The sequence below is a fragment of the Porphyromonas sp. COT-108 OH2963 genome (assembly GCF_000768895.1).
Taxonomy (GTDB): Bacteria; Bacteroidota; Bacteroidia; order Bacteroidales; family Porphyromonadaceae; genus Porphyromonas_A; species Porphyromonas_A canoris.
Window position 1 is genome coordinate 83,015 of sequence record NZ_JRAP01000007.1, and the last position, 17,728, is coordinate 100,742.

The following is a 17,728-nucleotide window of genomic DNA, read 5'->3' on the forward strand; positions in this document are numbered from 1 at the left end:
TTTTGTGGAGTTAATAAAACCCACACAAAGTGGGCTTTTTCCGAAAGACGAAGATAATCATTTTATATTTCTCGTACAAGCCACTAAAATTCAGTCTGTAACACAATATCAGAAGTAAATAATGGTCAGTAATCAGGAGGTATATTTATTCAACAAATCACTATATATAGGTATTGAGATTGATATGGAGAAAAGATACCTTTGCTCGTTCAAAAACTTTAATTCAACATTCTAAATTATTATGAAGCGTAGCTCTAAAAAATGGGGACTTTGGGCTCTTATATGCCTCTTAGTTGTGGTCTCTTTAGGAGTAGCTTGGTTCAAACTTGCTGCTCCAACAAAAATAGCTCTGTATAACTTCCCTCAATTTCAGGTTGCGGGAATAGCTTTGTCCAATCAAGATCCTATGATCAAGTTTGAAGCCGTTGATGCAGAAGAAGTTGATCGTCTCAGTAAGTTTGACTTCGTACTCGGCTTTGCTATGGGTCTTAAGATTTCAGAAGCAGAAAGAGCAACCATACAAAAATTGGCTGATAAGGGTACACCTATATATATGTCATCAGTCACAAATCCTCAAAATGATATTTGCAATCTCGATAGCATTCATATTAAAGCCATATCAGGGTATCTCGGAAGCGGAAATAAGCTAAACTACCAAAATATGGCTCGCTACATCCGGAAGGAGATAGACAAAAAAGTGCTATTTGTAAAAGAGCCTCAACCTGTGGTAGAGAATCAGTCTAACGTTTTCTTTACTTCCGTAGATGATAAGTTCTTTGCAAGTAAGGAAACCTATGAAAGCTATCTCAAATCACAAAACAAGTTCAATGAAAAAGCAGGAAGAATAGCAATTCTACCCGGTATTCATGATCCGTTCAGTGGAAATAGAGAGCACCTTAACAGCATTATTTCTTCTTTTGAAAATGCAGGATATATGGTTTATCCCATTGCTTGCGATATGGACAAGCGAGTAGCTTATCTTGACTCTATTCAACCGGATGCCGTAATATATTTCCCCCACGGACGTATAATGATGGGTAATGGAGAGGTAACGGTAGACTGGTTGAAAAAACGCAATATTCCGGTTTTTGCGCCTCTCTCAATAATGCAGCTGAGAGAGAAATGGGAGGCTGATCCAATGGGAATGTTTGGAGGATTTATGGGGCAAAGCCTCGTAATGCCGGAACTGGATGGTGCTATCTACCCCTATTCTCTTATCGCTCAGGAAAAAGATCCAAGCGGTCTCTACCTATTCAAAGCCATGCCCGAACGTCTAAAGACTTTTACCGAAATCGTATCCAATGTTATCTCTCTTAAACAAAAGAACAATGCGGATAAAAAGGTTGCCATCTACTTCTTCAAAGGTCCGGGACAAGCCTCTCTTGCAGCTCAAGGGCTTGAAACTATTCCGGCTATCTATAATCTCCTTAAAAGGATGAAAGCAGAAGGCTATAACGTAGAAAACCTCCCGAAAAGCGTAAAAGAGTTTGAAAAGATCATCATGAAGCAGGGAGCAATACTAAGTACTTATGCGGAGGGAGCTTTTGATACTTTCATGAAAGAAGGAAACCCTGCTCTTGTAAGCAAGGCAGACTACGAAAATTGGGTGGCAAAAAGTCTTACTCCGGAGAGATATGCCGATGTTATCTCCACTTATGGAGAAGCTCCCGGTTCATACATGAGTACAATGAAAGATGGTGTCCCACACATTGCCGTATCCAGAATAGAGTTTGGGAATATAGCTCTTCTACCTCAACCCATGGCAGGTTTAGGAGATGATGAGTTTGCAATAGTTCACGGAGCAAAAATGGCTCCTCCTCATACCTATATAGCTTCCTATCTATGGACACAGCATGAGTTTAAAGCGGATTTGATGATGCACTTCGGAACTCATGGAAGTTTGGAATTTACTCCTCAAAAACAAGTTGCTTTGAGTCACCAAGACTGGCCGGATAGACTTGTGGGCTCTGTGCCACACTACTACTATTATACGATAGGAAATATTGGAGAAAGCATGATGGCAAAGAGAAGATCTTACGCTACTACAATATCTTATTTAACTCCAGCTTTCATGGAGAGCCAGACGCGCGGACTCTTTTCTAAGTTGCAAAACAGGATCAGAGACTACTACAAAGCAGATCCTGAAAAGCAGGAACAGGCTTCTATTGCAGTAAAGAAGATTGCCATGGAAATGGGAATTCACAGAGATCTTCGCCTTGATAGTATAGCAACAAAGCCTTATACAGAAGAAGAGATAGAACGGATAGACAACTTCGCCGAAGAAATTGCCAATGAAAAAATGAATGGTATGCTCTATACCACGGGGGTTCCTTATGAGTCTGAAAAGATCTCATCGACAGTGCTTGCAATGAGTGCCGATCCTATCGCTTACAGTGTTGCAAACCTTGATAGAATGAGTGGAAGAGTAACAGAAAAAGAACTCAATAATAGACCATTGTTCACACAGCGCTACTTGGAACCGGCTAAAACTCTTGTTCGTCAAATCTTAGCGGGCAAGATGGTGGATAATACACTTGTTGCATCCGTAGCAAAGATAAATGTTGCTGAAATTGAACAATCAAAACAGATATTGAAGCCCGCAAGACCTATGATGATGGGAGGAGGGGGAAACTCTTCCGGCAGTATGGGCAGACCTAAGAGCAGTACTTCAGGAGAGCATGCTCACTCAAAAATGGCAAAAGGAGGACATCCTCATGCAGCAAATGCTGAGAAACCGGCAGAGCATCCACACTCAAAAATGGCAAAAGGTGAGCATCCTCACGCAGCAAATGCTGAGAAACCGGCAGAGCATCCACATGCAAAAATGGCAAAGGGAGAGCATCCTCACGCAGCAAATGCTGAAAAACCGGCAGAACATCGGCACTCAAAAATGGCAAAAGGAGGACATCCTCATGCAGCAAATGCTGAGAAACCGGCAGAGCATCCGCACTCAGCTATGGGAATGAAAGCAGAAGCTCCTACAAAAGAGGCAAGAGATCGTGCTCGTGCAATACTTGAAATAGAGCGCACAATAACCAATATTCAACGATATAGAAGTGCCCTATTGGAGAGTCCCGAAGCAGAACTAAGCGGTATCATCAATGCTTTCAACGGAGGCTATATTGCTCCATCTTCCGGTGGGGATGCTGTGGCGAACCCTAACGCTGTTCCTACCGGACGCAACCTCTACTCTATCAATGCAGAGAATACACCTTCGGAAGTTGCATGGGATCGTGCCGTTGCTTTGGTGAGCTCTACGCTGGAACAATACAAAAAGCAACACGGAGAATATCCAAGAAAAGTCAGTTACACTTTCTGGAGCAGTGAGTTTATAGAAAGCGAAGGTACAACCATTGGTCAAGCTCTTTATATGCTTGGGGTGGAACCTATAAGGGATACATTTGGAAGAGTTTCGGATCTTCGTCTTATCCCTGCAAAAGATCTCGGACGTCCTCGTATAGACATTGTTGTTCAAACATCCGGGCAGTTCCGCGATCTGGCTGCTTCTCGTCTGATGCTACTCAGCAGAGCTGTGGAAATGGCAGCAAATGCAGAAGATGAAGGCGAATATGAAAACCAGGTAAAGAGCTCCACAGTGGAAATAGAGAGACAGCTGGTTGAAAATGGTCTTTCTCCCAAAGCCGCTCGTGAACTTTCCACAAAGAGAGTGTTCGGTGGAATCAATGGCATGTATGGAACCAATATACAAGGTATGATTACAAGCAGCGACAAGTGGGAGTCCGAGAAAGAGATTGCCGATGTCTATATCAACAACATGGGAGCAATATACAGCGACAGCAAGGAGTGGGGAGCATTCCAAGCCGGACTTCTTCGCAGTGTTCTGCACAACACGGACGTCATCGTACAACCTCGTCAAAGCAACACATGGGGAGCATTGAGCCTTGACCACGTGTATGAATTCATGGGAGGTATGAACCTTGCCATCCGTAACGTTACGGGTAAAGATCCTGACGCATTCTTTGCCGATTACAGAAATCGTAACCGTACCCGAATGCAGGATCTTAAAGAGGCCATCGGAGTGGAAGCCAGAACCACTGTGCTCAATCCGGTTTACGTCAAAGAGATCATGAAAAGCGGCTCTTCTGCTGCCGGGGGACTTGTCGAAATCTTCACAAACACATTCGGCTGGAACGTTGCAAAGCCCAACGTGATAGACAAAGAGCTCTGGGACGAACTATATAATATGTATATAGCCGATACTCAAAACTTGGGAACAAGAGAGTTTTTCCGCACCTCCAATCCTGCAGCCCTGCAAGAGATATCAGCCATTATGCTTGAGACACACCGCAAAGGTATGTGGGCGGCAAGCGAAGAGCAGATCAAGACTCTCGTGGAGGTTCACAAAGAGATGGTAACAGAGTTTGGTTCTTCCGGCTTCGGCTTCTCTGCCGGCAACAAGAAGCTCCAAGACTTCATTTCACAAAAGCTTCCGGAGCAAGATGCCGCAGCCTACAGGAAGAGCTTGAACACCATGCTGCAGTCTTCTTCCGATACCAAAGTGGAAGCGAAAGACGGCATCCGCTTGCAGAAAGAGAGCTCGGAAGTGATGGAGTCTGACAACGACAGCAGCATGAAGACCGGCATCATCATCGCTGCGGCTGTAGTCGTTCTATTCATTATCCTTATCTTTGTGCTTCGGAAAAGAAGAACAAAAACAGCTTAACAGCAGGAGAAAGAGATGGACATTCTCATTCAGATCCTCATACTATTCATATTCATCAACACACTTGTCAAGCTTTCCTTTTGGAAGCTTTGGCAAGTGGTGTTGTTTACGCTCGTTTACGGGCTATTTCTGCTCATCGCCTCGCCGTATGCCACTCAGAGCTCCAAGGTAGAGTTTCAGGCACTCATGCAGAACAGCGCGATACTTGCGGACATTTCCGTCCTCATCACGATAGAGTCCGCACTCTGTCTCGCCTTTGTTTTCACGGCGTTTCATCAGAAATACCATGACAACAAGAAAGTCTGGGTAAAGCTCCTCTACTGGTACCCTACCCTGATGCTCTTCCCTGCCCTCTACTACCTTTTGGCGCAGACGTTTTACGCCTTTCCGGGCGTCTCCTTCGACGGTATCACTTACGGCATGATGGCTGCGGTGGTCGTGGGTCTGTCCCTGTTCAGCTACCTGCTCAGGGCGTTCTTGCCGGAGAAGAGCATCCGTCTTGAGGTGCAGCTTCTGTCCGCGCTTTTCGTCTGTGTGCTGGGGCTCATCACCACAGGAAGTTCGCAAGTGGTGTATGCCGCGCCGGAAGTGATCACAGGCTCCTCCGTCACTATCGTGTACGCACTGATGGTGATTGTGGCGGTGATCATTCTAGGCATAGGGGTGCACAAATGGAAATGGATCATCAAAGACCGCGCTCGCCGCAAACGAGAGCAACACTCTTAACATCCGCATCATATCATCACAACTCATAATGGAAACAATCTCAAAACTACTTTTTTTCGTAGCCAACAGTCTGCTCATCCCGGACATCATCATGCTTCTCATTCTTTTCGGACGCTCCCTGCTTCTGTTGGGCAGCTTCTACAACCAGTTCATGATCAAGAGGGCAAACGACAAGGCACTGAACCAAAAGATAAAGGCTGCCACAAGAGAGACCATCGAAGAGATCAAGGAGAGCCTTCCGCGCAAGGACAACTCGCTTTTCGTGCAGTATCTCCGCGACCTGCTCACCCATCCGGCAAACGAAGCCTACTCGGACTTCCTCATCTCCGGTTTCGAGAACGAAGCACAGAAAGACCTTGCCATCTCGAAGATCCTCGCAAAGATGGGTCCCATACTCGGACTCATCGGGACGCTCATCGCCATGAGCCCGGCGCTCGTAGGGCTTTCCACCGGCGACGTATCGGGCATGGCATACAACATGCAGGTAGTCTTTGCCACCACCGTCGTGGGGTTGGTCATCAGCATCGTGGGTCTCCTCACCCAGCAGATCAAGAGCCGCTGGTACGCCAAAGAGGTCAATCAGCTTGAATACATCTCCAGAATACTCACAGACAACCGATGAAAAGCAGAAGACGCATACCTCTGTTTGATAAAGAGGACGATTCCGATCCGCTAAGCGTCGTAGTCAATCTCTTCGACGTTGCGATGGTCTTTGCCGTGGCACTCATGGTGGCGATGGTGATGCACATGAACATGACCGAAGTCTTCACCCAAGAGGAGTTTACCGTAGTGAAGAATCCCGGCAAAGAAGACATGGAGATCATCACCAAGAAAGGCAACAAAATAGAGCGATACACCCCATCCAACGAGCAGACCGATGCTTCCGGCTCCAAAGGACGCCGCGTGGGAGTGGCTTACGAGCTCGAAAACGGAGAAGTGATCTACGTGCCGGAGTAGCAAATCCGCACCACTCCTCCACCGACATATCCGGTCCGAGTCTTGGCTGTCATTTATGAAAAATCATAAGTGGCGGCCAAGACTTTTTTTGCACCTCCGCCTCCGACAAAGATGGAGACGGAATTCCGTATATGCAGAAATATTTTTCCGTATATGCAGAAATATTTTTCCGTATATGCAGAAATATTTTTCCGTATGTATAAGGATTCTACGCTCTGCGGAAAGGGGGAAAAACTTTGGTGCATCCGCCCGAAATCGGCTTCCCCGAAACGGAACGGCAGGGCATCTGCTTTTGGCATCTTCCGGCGGAGTTGTTCGGATGCTATTTCGTCTCTCAAATTCGCTGTTCTCAAAGAAATTCCCTAAATTTCGGCTCGGATATTTAACCGCTTTACCTAAAAACACAACAACTAAGCCACATAGAGATACAATGAAAATACTTATCGTGGAAGATGAACCCCAACTTCAAGAACTTATCGCAGAGACTCTCACGAAAGAAAGATACATCGTGGAAATAGCAAAAACACTCTCTGAAGCAAGGGAGAAGATAGGTCTCTACTCTTATGACGGGGTACTCCTCGACCTTATGCTGCCGGACGGTAGCGGGCTTACCCTGCTGGAGGAGATGAAACAGGCAAAAAGACAGGAACGTATCATCATAATCTCCGCACGGGATGCCGTCGAAGATAAAGTCAAGGGGCTGGAGCTCGGAGCCGATGACTACCTTTCCAAACCTTTTCATCTGATAGAATTGTCTGCCAGACTCCGCAGCGTCATCCGCAGAAATCAGAGCGGAGATCTCTCCATCTCCCTTGGGAACGTGGAGATTTTCCCGGATAAATTCTCCGTAACCGTGTCCGATAACCGGCTTGAACTCAACAGAAAAGAGTACGACATCCTGCTCTACTTTGCCAACAGAGTGGATCGCCTCGTACGAAAAGAGCTTCTCGCAGAAGCTGTCTGGGGGGATAATATAGATCAGGTGGACAACTTCGACTTTATCTACACACAGATAAAAAACTTGCGAAAGAAGCTGCAAGATTCGAACGCAAACATAAAGATAAAGTCCGTCTACGGCATCGGTTACAAAATGGTCATGGAGTAGCCGACATGAAAGGAGGTCTGCCTACAAGTAAATGGAGATCTGCTCCAAAGGCTTCTCCCCTATAAGCGTAGCGGCAGTGCAGTAGGGATTGTCTTTTCCCCCAAGTATATACTTGGTCTTGGACAGAGCCAAAATCTCCGCCATGGCTTGTATCACTCCCTCTACCGTATCCGGGTCTTTCTGCAGCTTGGGCGTGAAGACTCTCGACCCGAAGATTGTCGCGATCCTGTCCCGATCCTCATAATTGTCCGCCGACAGGAAAAACTTCACGGACGGATCTGTCTCTATCAGCTTCTGCATACGTCTTATATAAAGGTCTATGGGATCTTGCCGCCACGAGTACTGCTCGTCTCCTCTCAGGATGTGAACGCCTATGACGTTCTCCGTCCACCCCGAACAGATCGAACGCACCGCACTGACTACCTCAACCGAAGGCATGAGATTGTCGAACATTCGGGGCGTTATGTAGAATGCTCTGTTCAGTGCCAGCCAGATGTCGATATTTTTTCCGGAAGAAAGGGTCGTAACAATCTCTTTTCTCAGCTCCTCGTTTGACGCATAGTGGTCGGAGTTGATGCAGTGATCGTACGCCCATAACGCGTGAAGCTTGGAAAGAAAAAAGTTGCGACCATTGGGGATGTCTCTGAAGATGTGGTCTTTGATCGTAGCATTCCTCACGGATACATATTTCTCATCAAAGCTGATATCGGGATGAAACAGACGTTCAAACTCCGAACACAGCTCCGGTGTCTTAAACCAAACAATCTCCACCGGCTTCTCTATGCTGGAAAAGTAGGAAATGGCAGAGCTTACTGCCAAAAGTCTGTTCGCAATGTTCCCAAACGGTATCAGGGTAACAACTCCTTGTTCTTCGGTTTCTTGTGTCATACTCTTTTCCTAAAGTTTTTATAGAGATTCGATATGTACTGAGACAGCTCCGGCAGTATTTTCAGTCGAAGCACCATTGCAACGGGTACGGCAACAAAAATAAAGCTTTTGATGATGGCATCAAACCAGATATTCCCTCCGATCACCTCCATCTGCCATAACGAATGCGACACGAGCAGAACGCCTATTATGACAAACAGGAGAGCAAATCTGCCACTGAAAGGAGATACGCCGAGCTTTATCTTTATAATAAACTGAGATATCGTGTAGCTGATAAAACAGGTGATGAGCGTGGCTATGGATGCTCCCGTCATCCCTAAAAGAGGGATAAAGTAGTTATTTGTCAGGATGGTAAGTATCGTGAGCAGGAATGTGATAAGTATGGTATAGTAGTAGTAGCGAGAGTATCTGATGACGGAGTTGCCGAAGTTAAATGTTATCTCCACAAGCTTCGACAAACCGAGATAAAAGACAACCCACTTGCCTTGGGAATATATTTGCGAGTTGGGTATTACAGTAAAGATAAAGTCTATGTTCACCCAAATAAGCAGAAATATAAATCCTCCCACAAAAAGCTGATACAACGCAACCTTTTTGTAGAGAGCTTGCAGCTTAAGGGTGTCCTTATTCTTCAATGCCTCCGAAGCTATCGGAGCAGTTATGGCAAGAAGCGAACGAGAGGGAATCTCTATTATAGCCACGATGAAGAAAGCTATCGTATATATCCCGGCATAGTTTAGTCCCATCTTTGCGGATACCATAAATATGTCCAAGCGGCTGACGATGCTTCCTCCCAGTGCAGACAATACCACCAAAAGCGTGTAGTTTAGAAAATCTCTCTTCTGCTCTTTGGGAAACTCGATCCTCTCCTTTAAGGCATAAGGCGATAGTCTTGAAACATATCCGAACTGCAATAGTGCCACCAATCCGTAGCTTCCTACGAAAATCCAGATGAAAGCGTCAAGAGTTAAATTGAATGTGGCATACCCGACATAAACACCTATCAACAACAAGCGTTGGGTTACCTCTTTATGAAAGCGAGGTACTACAATCTTCTGTTTGATGGACGAATAAACCTCCAACAGATTCTGATACAGCAGAAAAAGCATCAACGGCAGTACCATATAATAGTACTGCACGAATAGAGAGGAGTTCTTGGAAAAATATGAAGATATGGGAACTTCCAGTAAAATGTAAAGGAGCCCGAAGAGTACCACCCCCAGTAGCGGAAAGAGCAACATAAGAGACAAGAAACCCCTTTCCTGCCCGTCTTCTCGCTTAAAATAGGGATAGTATCTTATGGAAGACGTGTGTACTCCGAGTATCGCAAATGTGCTCAACAGCAGTGCTGCCTCAAACAGTACACGGGTAAGACCTATCTCTTCTGCCGTGAGATAGGTTACCGTGATGAAGAAGGTCGTAAGAAAGCCTATAAAAGCTCCCAGATAAGTTACGACCGTACCTCTTAAGCTCTGTTTGAGTATGACTCCCATCAGAAAGGAAATCTGCCTATATACCTTGCCAGAAAGCAATATCTATCTTGCTCTCTACATCCTTCTCTTTCTCATCAGGCAAGACATGGAAGAAGTTGTATCCGGTACGCTGTTCCAACTCTTTTATCGTTATGGTATAGAGACCGAGTTTATTGGAAGTCGGAATATCCTTATGTTCTATTATAAAACCTATGGAGTAGTGCTTCCCATCCTTAACCTTCAAAAGAGCCATGAAGTAGTACTTCGGAATAGGAACGGAGAGAGCACTGTTGTTCTTAGGGCTTATGTGTCCCAAGATATCTCCATTATATATTGTTCCACCCTTTACAACATAGAGCGTATCGCAAGAGTTTCTATCCCGTCCCCACTGCAAAACCCTTTCCTCAAGCTTTTGCCAGATACCTTGATTAAAGGAACTCTTCTGCGGACTGATGTTGGAGTAGTAGAACGTCTGCATATTGGCTTCTCTCGAGAAGCTCCTATCGCTCGATGCCACAAGGTGTCCCCTGTCTGTTCCGGAAGGGAATGTTCCACCGATACATACATTATCGGGCAGATTCGGATCGCAGCTCCACGCATCTGTTCTGCCTACTTTCTTTTGAGAGGTTATGGCATCGAATCTGAAAGCCACCCATCTGTTATGCTTCTCTTTAAGGTCGTACTCTTGGGAGTAGTTCACTATTGTTGTGCCTCCCAAAGAGACTTTGTAGTCTATAAACTTATGGTTCTTATCATTGGAAAGCAGAGGTATCTCCATCCTCTTATCGGGTGGAGTGATAGGATTATCGGGGAGCGGTGATGGCTTCTGACGGAATGTTACCGTAATGGTAGTAGTGGGGAAAAATACAGTCAATTCGCCTGTACGCTCCTCAAAAGAGGGATTAGGCTGTACAAAAAGAGTGATCGCCTTGTCTCCTTGTCCCTCAAGATTCTGGTCGGTTTCCACCCATGCTCCTGTTCCTTTCTGCCACTCAATTTTCCACTTTTTGCTACTCTCGATCCGCAGGATGAGCTGTGCCCCCTGCTCGGAAAGCGGTTGTTCCGTTACGTTTTCTATATACGCCTTATCTTCTTTGGGCTTTTCCTGATTGATCTGCTGCCCTTTACATCCCGCAAGAAGAGAGAGCAGAGAGAAAACCAATACGAGAGTTATTGATGTCTTTTTCATAGCATTCGACTGTCTTTTTATAATAATCCAAACTATCTGTTACTACCAACGCCAAGAGGCATTGAGAAAATAGGTCATGCCATACATATACATATAGCGTTTTTCTACCGGTGTCAGAAGAGAGGCATCTCCTCCTTTCGGTTTGTTCCATCTGTTCTGCATCTGATCCCATCCCTGTACCTTAATATCTGTATTATTGAGCACGTTGGATGCACTCACATTAAGAGAGAGTGTGTATCGCTTTGCCACTTTCCAAGATCCTCCTACTCTGGCATCGAGTGTGAAGTGTCGTCCCAACTCTTCTTGACGAGTATATTCGGATCGAAATCCTGATGCCTTTTGCAGTCTCTCCGTATGAAGGGTTGGATTGATCTTGACATAAGCCCTTCCGGCATAGTTCGCAGTAACTTCCGCATACCATTGGTAAGGAGAGTTATAAGAGAGAGTTACCGATGCCATCTCCATCGGTGCTCCGGCTATCTTCGTCCCATTCCACTTCACGACCTCACCGTCTGTCCCTTGGTTCGAGTTATTGGAATAATGCGAGAGCATTGCACTGCCGATATGGCTGTTATCCGAAACGGCTCCAACCAAGATAGCCCTCACTGTAGGAGAGATCTTGAGTTCCACTCCTGCTTCTACCCCGATGTACTGCTCTGCCACACCCGATAAGAGATAGTGATCCATGGTGTTTCGGGTATCATTATAGAAAGAGATTCTATCGCGTTTATCCCAAATACGAGTCATATACCCTGTCAGTCGTGCCTTTACAAATGCGTTCCGGAGAAGATAAGATAACTCTCCGGAGAAACTCTTTTCGGCATTCAGTCCGGGAGTAAGTCGGTTGCTATTTTCGGGAAGAAGAAAAGCTATATCCGCATAAGGCGCATTACGAGAAGTATAGAGATGTGCGGAGAGATAGTGTCTTCCATTGATCTTGTACTGCGCTCCCCCTTTCACCTTATAGGTAAAGTAATTGATGGCAGCCGACTTGCCCTTACTTTCCGAAGCGTGCGCTCCATTTTTCATAAAGCCTTCTCTAATAAGGTAATCACCACCTATCTCTGCTCCTATGAAGCTCTCCCATCTTCGGGAAGAGTGGCGAAGCTGTCCCCAAAGAGAGCTTTTCACATGACGTGTGGCGTAGAAGTAACCGAACTTATCTCCTTTTCGGACAACATTGTAGGGGTTATCCAAATCGCTAAAAGCATCTTTCCCGGTCAGATGGCTATCCACATCGTACCAGTAATCACCACTCAACAGATCCAGCACCCGGTTATAATATCTGCTGCTATTGCCTGAGACTGAAATACCACCATCCAATCTCACGGTATTGGACAGAGACGTATTCAGAAGAGAGGTGAAGACAAGTTCTCTTTGTCTCCTGTTTTTCCCGGCTACAATGTACTCCGATCTGTTTCCGACAGCAACGGGATTTCCGTTATCATCGGTCGGAGTATCACCTGAAGGATTAAGATTGCGATGCCGCATCTTGTCAAAATTTATGAACATATCGTGCTGCCCCGGTGCCGTAGAAGTAAATGGAGGGAACAGACGATAGTAGTCGGGGTAAGGATTGTCTCCTCTCCACTTCAACTCCGAAACGGAACTCCCCCCATCTCGATACCAAAGAGTTGTAGATAGGGTAGACATTGGAGAGATTTTCCAATCGTGAGTAAGCGTTGCCACCGGCTCGAATCTTTTAAGCACATGAGCATTTCGGAGCTTACCTCCATCCCTACCCACACCTCTATTGTAATAGTGACTGCCAAAAGCATCATAAGCCATACCCGAAGTTTCGGAGGTAAGACCTCGCTCCACAGGAGCGGCAAAAGCAGTAAGCGAAAGAGTATGCCGTGGATTCAGCTGCTTGGAAAGAGCAAGCAAAAAACTCTCTCCGAGATAGTGAGTACCTGCAACATAGCCTTCCTTACCGGCTCTTACACTTGCCGTAAGAGCCAATGACCATCCATTTTTAAGCTTTCCGGTGGAATAGTGTCCGATAATACGATGATTGTACAGCTCATTACTAAAAGAGTATCCGATGTGTCTCGATTTTTTCAAAGAGAATGCTTTCGCGGTAACGTGTTTGCTTCCACCTATGCCACCCATAGTATCATGGGCAGGAGATAATCCCCATGCCGTCCGCTCGTTTCCTGTAGCATCATTCAGCCCGGTCCATAGATACCATGGTTGCATACCGTCTTGAGTATCATTTATCACTACTCCATTGAACAGGAGAGAATGGTTTGCATCGCCATACTGTCTGGGCTGAAAAGAGAAAGCCCTCATGATACGCGAAGATCCAAGAACAAAAGAGTCGGAAGAAGCAGAGAGTAGAGATGGAATCTCCATCATGGAAAGCGGACTATTGAAGCCAAATACGCTTCTCTCTTTCGGTGTCTCTTCTCTGTTTTCAACCTCTTGTGCCTCCAGCGGTTGCAGGCAAGAAAACAGAGCGAAAAAAGCAATAATATGTTTTGTATATCTGTTCATCTTAAGATTCGGAGGTCATCAGACCTTTATCATGATACAAAGAACGCTATTTTGGCATAGATATGCAAGACAAAATCATGCGGTATCCGATTGGAATGAGAGAGCCGTTTTTATATATTCCATACCGAAAAATGCTCACTTTTTTCTCGCTCTCTATTTTGATCGGAGAAGGTGTTTTCAGAGCACGACCGAACTGTTAAATCCGCCCCGTTTTATTAACACAATTTCCGATACCTATTTACTCAAAATGATAAAGCAATATATTTTGTCGGCTTAAAGTATTTAACGAAACCGGTAAACGTATTTACCGATTTCATTTAATACGTTTACCGGATTCAATTAACGTGTTTAGAATTTTTAGCTATAGTGTTGGTAATTAGTGTTTTGAGGCTTTCTTCCCCCTTTTTTGCTGTTTTTTGGCACAAAATCACATTAAAATTTATTTACAAGCAGGAGTATTAAAATTCACACCTATTAACGCGAAAAAGCCCCATCAAACGGACTGAAGAAAAAATTTTTCCGAATTTGAGATTTTTCATATCAGACTGAAAACATGATATTTACAAATTCATCTTCTCTCTTGAGTTCAAAAATCGGATTTTGGGACGACCTTTCCGAGGGAATTTTCAGGCATCTGTTTTTATATAAAAGTTCCCGTCTTGTACCCTAAAAATAGAGGGTCGAACGGGTGGATATTATGCTCAAAATACTCTACCCTGTTTCCTTTACAATTCAGCCATTCAAAAGCCTCATGTTTGCCACCTGACCGACTAAAAACAATAAAGGGATCACGTGTGTGATCCCTTTATCTGTACATCGTCATAAAGATCCCTTGCAGACCTTTATGACTTCTTCAAAACAATTCTAAGTGTCAGTTTTTGGGAGTAAAAAAGAACTGTTCAAGACGAATATCCACCGGCTTAGTGCTATTATTGCGAATAAATATAATCTTAGCCTTTATCACATCTCCCCTCTTTGCCTCAAAAAGCTTTTTGTTTCGTGCATTCTGTTGCAGTTCTACGGGCTTGACTGTGTCGACAGACTCTCCGGCAAGAAGGGTCAAACCTTCGGGCCAATCTTCCATACCGATATTGAGACGAAGCTCTGTAATGGTATAGAGATTATCCAGCAATATTCCCACATAATCACCGGTAGCCATAGTGGTGTATTCCAACTTCTTTACGATGAAAAGATTGCGCTTGCTATACGTAAGTGGCTGATGCTCAAAAGCCGGATTGTTGGTGTATATCTTATGAGGCAGATACTGCTGATCCGATTTCAGATCCGTACCGTACTGCTTGTTGTATTGGCTTACAAGAGTAGCAAAGAGCTTTGTTGCCGCAGGAAGCATTACTTTCTCCGCACTTTTTACTCCGGGTTGATGAGGATGAAGATCGGCTCCGGTATCTATCTTATACATCTCTTGTTGAAGAGTACGAATACGGTAGTAATGCTTCATAAAGGCAGTTCTATCTCCTTTTATTGCAGCATCTTGAAGAGCTATCACCTCTTGTCCGAGAGAGCCTACATGGATAAACATCGGAAGCCATAGACCAATCTCTTTCAGAAGTTGAGGATTGTCTGTGGAGTGTAGTAGTATATCGCCACTCTCTTCCATCTGTTCATACTCCGATCTGATCGCTTCTCTTTCTTCCGGTGTAGCAGTACCGGTCAGCCATTTTTGCATGATCGGAGCGATGTGTGAAGACTCTTCCCTGCGATAGCGATGCCCGTTTTCACCCAAGTCGCTATTGTGTTTGCCAACCACTTCCAATGCTTTGTAAGATTGTGGCATAACCTTTCTTAAGGAGGATAACCATGAAGTTTTTGGATCAAAACTCTTCATATTCCAGAGATAATCCCCTACGGAATAAACCGCTATCTTGGATGCCTCTGCGTGCTCCATAGGATTGGAGACAAATCCGCTTACCTTATCGGCAATCTCTTTACTGTTACCATACACGGGACCCAATAAGATATGGTCTCTGACATAATCGGTTACAGGGTAGTTCCACCAAATGTATGCCTTTCTGCCTATCTGCTCATTGATCCACTCCATGGTAGGGACATCAATATCGGCAACCACGGTATTGCCGGTCCACATAATGCGTATGGAGGGGTGGAGATTCTGACCTAAGGTCTTAAGGTATCCGCCTTTCACATTCGCCCATCCCTTGTTATACTCCGTAGGACAGATGATCAGTGGTGCCACATCTCCCTTTTTGGCAACAAAATTGGTATGTAGGAAGTTGAGCAGTTCTGCTTGTTTCTCTGCCTTTGTTCCCTCTCCCGAAATATCATCGAAAAAGACAGCATAAGCCCGAACACCTTTTTGGTACATCGCATCAAACTTGGAGAGAAGATTTTGACGATCCTCCTCGTTCCATTTGATGTCTTTCCCCGGGTGGATAGCCCAAACGAACTGAACCTTATTCCGATTTGCCACCTCGACCAAACGACGTATCTTTTCTGCCTCATCCGCAGGATAAGGAGCTCGCCAATGTGGTGAAGAGTGATAAGGATCATCCTTAGGTCCATATATATAGATGTTCATCTTGGACTCTCCTATTGCTTCTATCATACTCATTCGAGCTTCAAAGCTCCAGGGAGTACCATAAAAGCCTTCCACTACTCCGCGATCTTCAACATCGGGAGCATCTTTTATCTCCACCGGATATACCTCTTCCCTGCTCAGGATGTCCAATAGCGTCGAGACGCCATAGAATGTACCGGTTTCGTCAGCTCCTACAACCCACGCTCCTTGCTTGTCCACTTTGAGATAGTATGCGCCCGACTTGTTCGGAACACTCTTTGCGTATCGAGAGACAGCTCTATCCCCCACTTCTCCAATAGTAATGGTGAATGCCTTGCTCTTGATCTGACGCTGAAGGGTAAACTCTAACAATTTGCCATACGCACTTTTATCTGCCCACTTTTCTCCTTTAGCCACCGGATTGTATTGGGATAAAGCTATCGGAGTATCTCCCCAAACAATCGAATGAGGTACGGGAGACGGATTGTGTTTCTGCGCCCAAGCCAAAGAGGAAGAGCCCAACAACAAGGAACAAAAGAGTAAAACAGTCCTTAAACTCATGATTGAAACTTTTGTATAGTGGTGAAGTATTCTTGCTTGATCTTATCAAAGAGGGTCGCTACCGGGACAATCTCATTCAGCTGATAAGCCACTTGCCCTATTTCCAACTCTCCGGCAGAGAGGTCTCCCTCAAAAATGCCTTTCTTGCTACGCCCTCTGCCCAACAGTGTTGCCAGCTCTTCTTTTGTGGCACCTCGATCTTCGTAACTTATAACCTCTTGGGCAAAATCATTCAGAATCATACGTGTGGGAGACAGCTTCTTTAGCAACAGCATTGTTTCACCTTCGGATAGAGAAACAGACTTCTTCTTGAAGTTGTCATGAGCGGAACTCTCTTCGGTCAAAGCAAATGCACTTCCGATCTGAACGCCATCCGCTCCCAAACAGAAAGCTGCTGCCATGGCTCTTCCGCTACCTATACCTCCGGCGGCAATCAGGGGTATTTCTATCGCATCCGCAACCGAAGGGATAAGACACATCGTTGTGGTCTCCTCTCTTCCATTGTGTCCTCCTGCTTCAAAGCCCTCTGCCACTACGGCATCAACCCCTGCATCCTGACTCTTAAGAGCAAACTTGACACTGCTTACAACGTGTGCCACTTTGATTCCTTCCGATTGCAGTGTTTTGGTCCAGGTTTTAGGATTTCCGGCAGAAGTGAATACTACAGGAACATGCTCATCCATTATAATCTTCATAACCTCTTCCATATCCGGGTACATAAGAGGCACATTAACACCAAAAGGCAGATCTGTTGCTTTCTTAGCTTTTTGGATATGTTCACGAAGCACTTCCGGATACATGGAACCTGCTCCCATCAATCCCAATCCGCCTGCATTCGACACTGCGGTAGCCAGTTTATATCCGCTACACCAAACCATTCCTCCCGATATTATAGGAAAATCTATTCCAAACAACCGGGTTATTCTATTATTCTTCATCTCTGTATGTTTTATAAGTTTCGTAATAAGAAAGGGTAAAGATAACTATTTTGAGCAAGACTTCTTTGGGAAATATGTAAGAGAAGGTAAAGATCAAAATATGAATCTGAAGATGATTCAGAATAATTATGGTATAGTTGTTATTTATTCAGGTTTATTATTACATTTGCAATCGGAGC

Annotated in this window: 11 protein-coding genes; 5 read left to right on the forward strand and 6 right to left on the reverse strand. The window is 45.0% G+C overall.

Annotated features, from left to right (window positions below):
- The first annotated feature begins 241 nt into the window (after positions 1–241).
- The 5 genes from HQ39_RS03155 to HQ39_RS03180 all read left to right on the forward strand — a co-directional run bounded on the left by HQ39_RS03155 (position 242) and on the right by HQ39_RS03180 (position 7,472).
- Positions 242–4,684, forward strand: a complete 4,443-nt coding sequence (locus tag HQ39_RS03155; protein ID WP_036863664.1) for a cobaltochelatase subunit CobN — start codon at positions 242–244, stop codon at positions 4,682–4,684.
- 15 nt (positions 4,685–4,699) lie between these two features.
- Positions 4,700–5,410: a hypothetical protein gene (locus HQ39_RS03160; RefSeq protein WP_036863667.1), complete on the forward strand. Its 711-nt coding sequence runs from the start codon at positions 4,700–4,702 to the stop codon at positions 5,408–5,410.
- Positions 5,411–5,438: 28 nt separating this feature from the next.
- A complete protein-coding gene (locus tag HQ39_RS03165) occupies positions 5,439–6,032 on the forward strand; it encodes a MotA/TolQ/ExbB proton channel family protein (RefSeq protein ID WP_036788908.1) in 594 nt (197 codons plus the stop codon).
- The gene (locus HQ39_RS03170) at positions 6,029–6,367 is read left to right on the forward strand and encodes a DUF2149 domain-containing protein (protein WP_036846200.1); all 339 of its coding nucleotides are present in this window, start codon (positions 6,029–6,031) and stop codon (positions 6,365–6,367) included. The genes HQ39_RS03165 and HQ39_RS03170 overlap by 4 nt, the downstream gene beginning before the upstream one ends.
- A gap of 430 nt (positions 6,368–6,797) precedes the next feature.
- Positions 6,798–7,472 carry a response regulator transcription factor gene (locus HQ39_RS03180; protein WP_036788902.1) on the forward strand — a complete coding sequence of 225 codons (675 nt, stop codon included), beginning with the start codon at positions 6,798–6,800 and terminating at the stop codon, positions 7,470–7,472.
- Positions 7,473–7,493: 21 nt separating this feature from the next.
- On the opposite strand, the gene HQ39_RS03185 is transcribed toward HQ39_RS03180, so the two are convergent.
- The 6 genes from HQ39_RS03185 to HQ39_RS03210 form a co-directional block, all read right to left on the reverse strand.
- Complete coding sequence (locus tag HQ39_RS03185; protein WP_036863674.1) at positions 7,494–8,360, reverse strand: hypothetical protein; 867 nt, start codon at positions 8,358–8,360, stop codon at positions 7,494–7,496.
- The gene (locus HQ39_RS03190; protein ID WP_036863866.1) at positions 8,357–9,853 is read right to left on the reverse strand and encodes a lipopolysaccharide biosynthesis protein; all 1,497 of its coding nucleotides are present in this window, start codon (positions 9,851–9,853) and stop codon (positions 8,357–8,359) included. Before HQ39_RS03190 ends, HQ39_RS03185 begins: the two co-directional genes overlap by 4 nt.
- Positions 9,854–9,869: 16 nt before the next feature.
- Positions 9,870–11,021, reverse strand: a complete 1,152-nt coding sequence (locus tag HQ39_RS09155) for a DNA/RNA non-specific endonuclease (protein ID WP_052079395.1) — start codon at positions 11,019–11,021, stop codon at positions 9,870–9,872.
- Between the two features lie 42 nt (positions 11,022–11,063).
- Positions 11,064–13,517 carry a TonB-dependent receptor gene (locus HQ39_RS03200; RefSeq protein WP_036863678.1) on the reverse strand — a complete coding sequence of 818 codons (2,454 nt, stop codon included), beginning with the start codon at positions 13,515–13,517 and terminating at the stop codon, positions 11,064–11,066.
- Between the two features lie 871 nt (positions 13,518–14,388).
- Positions 14,389–16,611, reverse strand: coding sequence for a beta-N-acetylglucosaminidase (locus HQ39_RS03205; protein ID WP_036863681.1), 2,223 nt, complete (start codon positions 16,609–16,611; stop codon positions 14,389–14,391).
- Entirely contained in the window at positions 16,608–17,549 is a 942-nt protein-coding gene (locus HQ39_RS03210) for an NAD(P)H-dependent flavin oxidoreductase (RefSeq protein WP_036863684.1), read from the reverse strand. The genes HQ39_RS03205 and HQ39_RS03210 overlap by 4 nt, the downstream gene beginning before the upstream one ends.
- Positions 17,550–17,728 lie beyond the last annotated feature (179 nt).

Bases quoted from the DNA above. Each gene is read 5' to 3' on its own strand.
- HQ39_RS03160 (WP_036863667.1), top strand. From the start codon at position 4,700: ATGGACATTCTCATTCAGATCCTCATACTATTCATATTCATCAACACA.
- HQ39_RS03185 (WP_036863674.1), bottom strand. From the start codon at position 8,360: ATGACACAAGAAACCGAAGAACAAGGAGTTGTTACCCTGATACCGTTT.
- HQ39_RS03200 (WP_036863678.1), bottom strand. From the start codon at position 13,517: ATGAACAGATATACAAAACATATTATTGCTTTTTTCGCTCTGTTTTCT.
- HQ39_RS03170 (WP_036846200.1), top strand. From the start codon at position 6,029: ATGAAAAGCAGAAGACGCATACCTCTGTTTGATAAAGAGGACGATTCC.
- HQ39_RS03180 (WP_036788902.1), top strand. From the start codon at position 6,798: ATGAAAATACTTATCGTGGAAGATGAACCCCAACTTCAAGAACTTATC.
- HQ39_RS03155 (WP_036863664.1), top strand. From the start codon at position 242: ATGAAGCGTAGCTCTAAAAAATGGGGACTTTGGGCTCTTATATGCCTC.
- HQ39_RS03190 (WP_036863866.1), bottom strand. From the start codon at position 9,853: ATGGGAGTCATACTCAAACAGAGCTTAAGAGGTACGGTCGTAACTTAT.
- HQ39_RS03165 (WP_036788908.1), top strand. From the start codon at position 5,439: ATGGAAACAATCTCAAAACTACTTTTTTTCGTAGCCAACAGTCTGCTC.
- HQ39_RS03205 (WP_036863681.1), bottom strand. From the start codon at position 16,611: ATGAGTTTAAGGACTGTTTTACTCTTTTGTTCCTTGTTGTTGGGCTCT.
- HQ39_RS09155 (WP_052079395.1), bottom strand. From the start codon at position 11,021: ATGAAAAAGACATCAATAACTCTCGTATTGGTTTTCTCTCTGCTCTCT.
- HQ39_RS03210 (WP_036863684.1), bottom strand. From the start codon at position 17,549: ATGAAGAATAATAGAATAACCCGGTTGTTTGGAATAGATTTTCCTATA.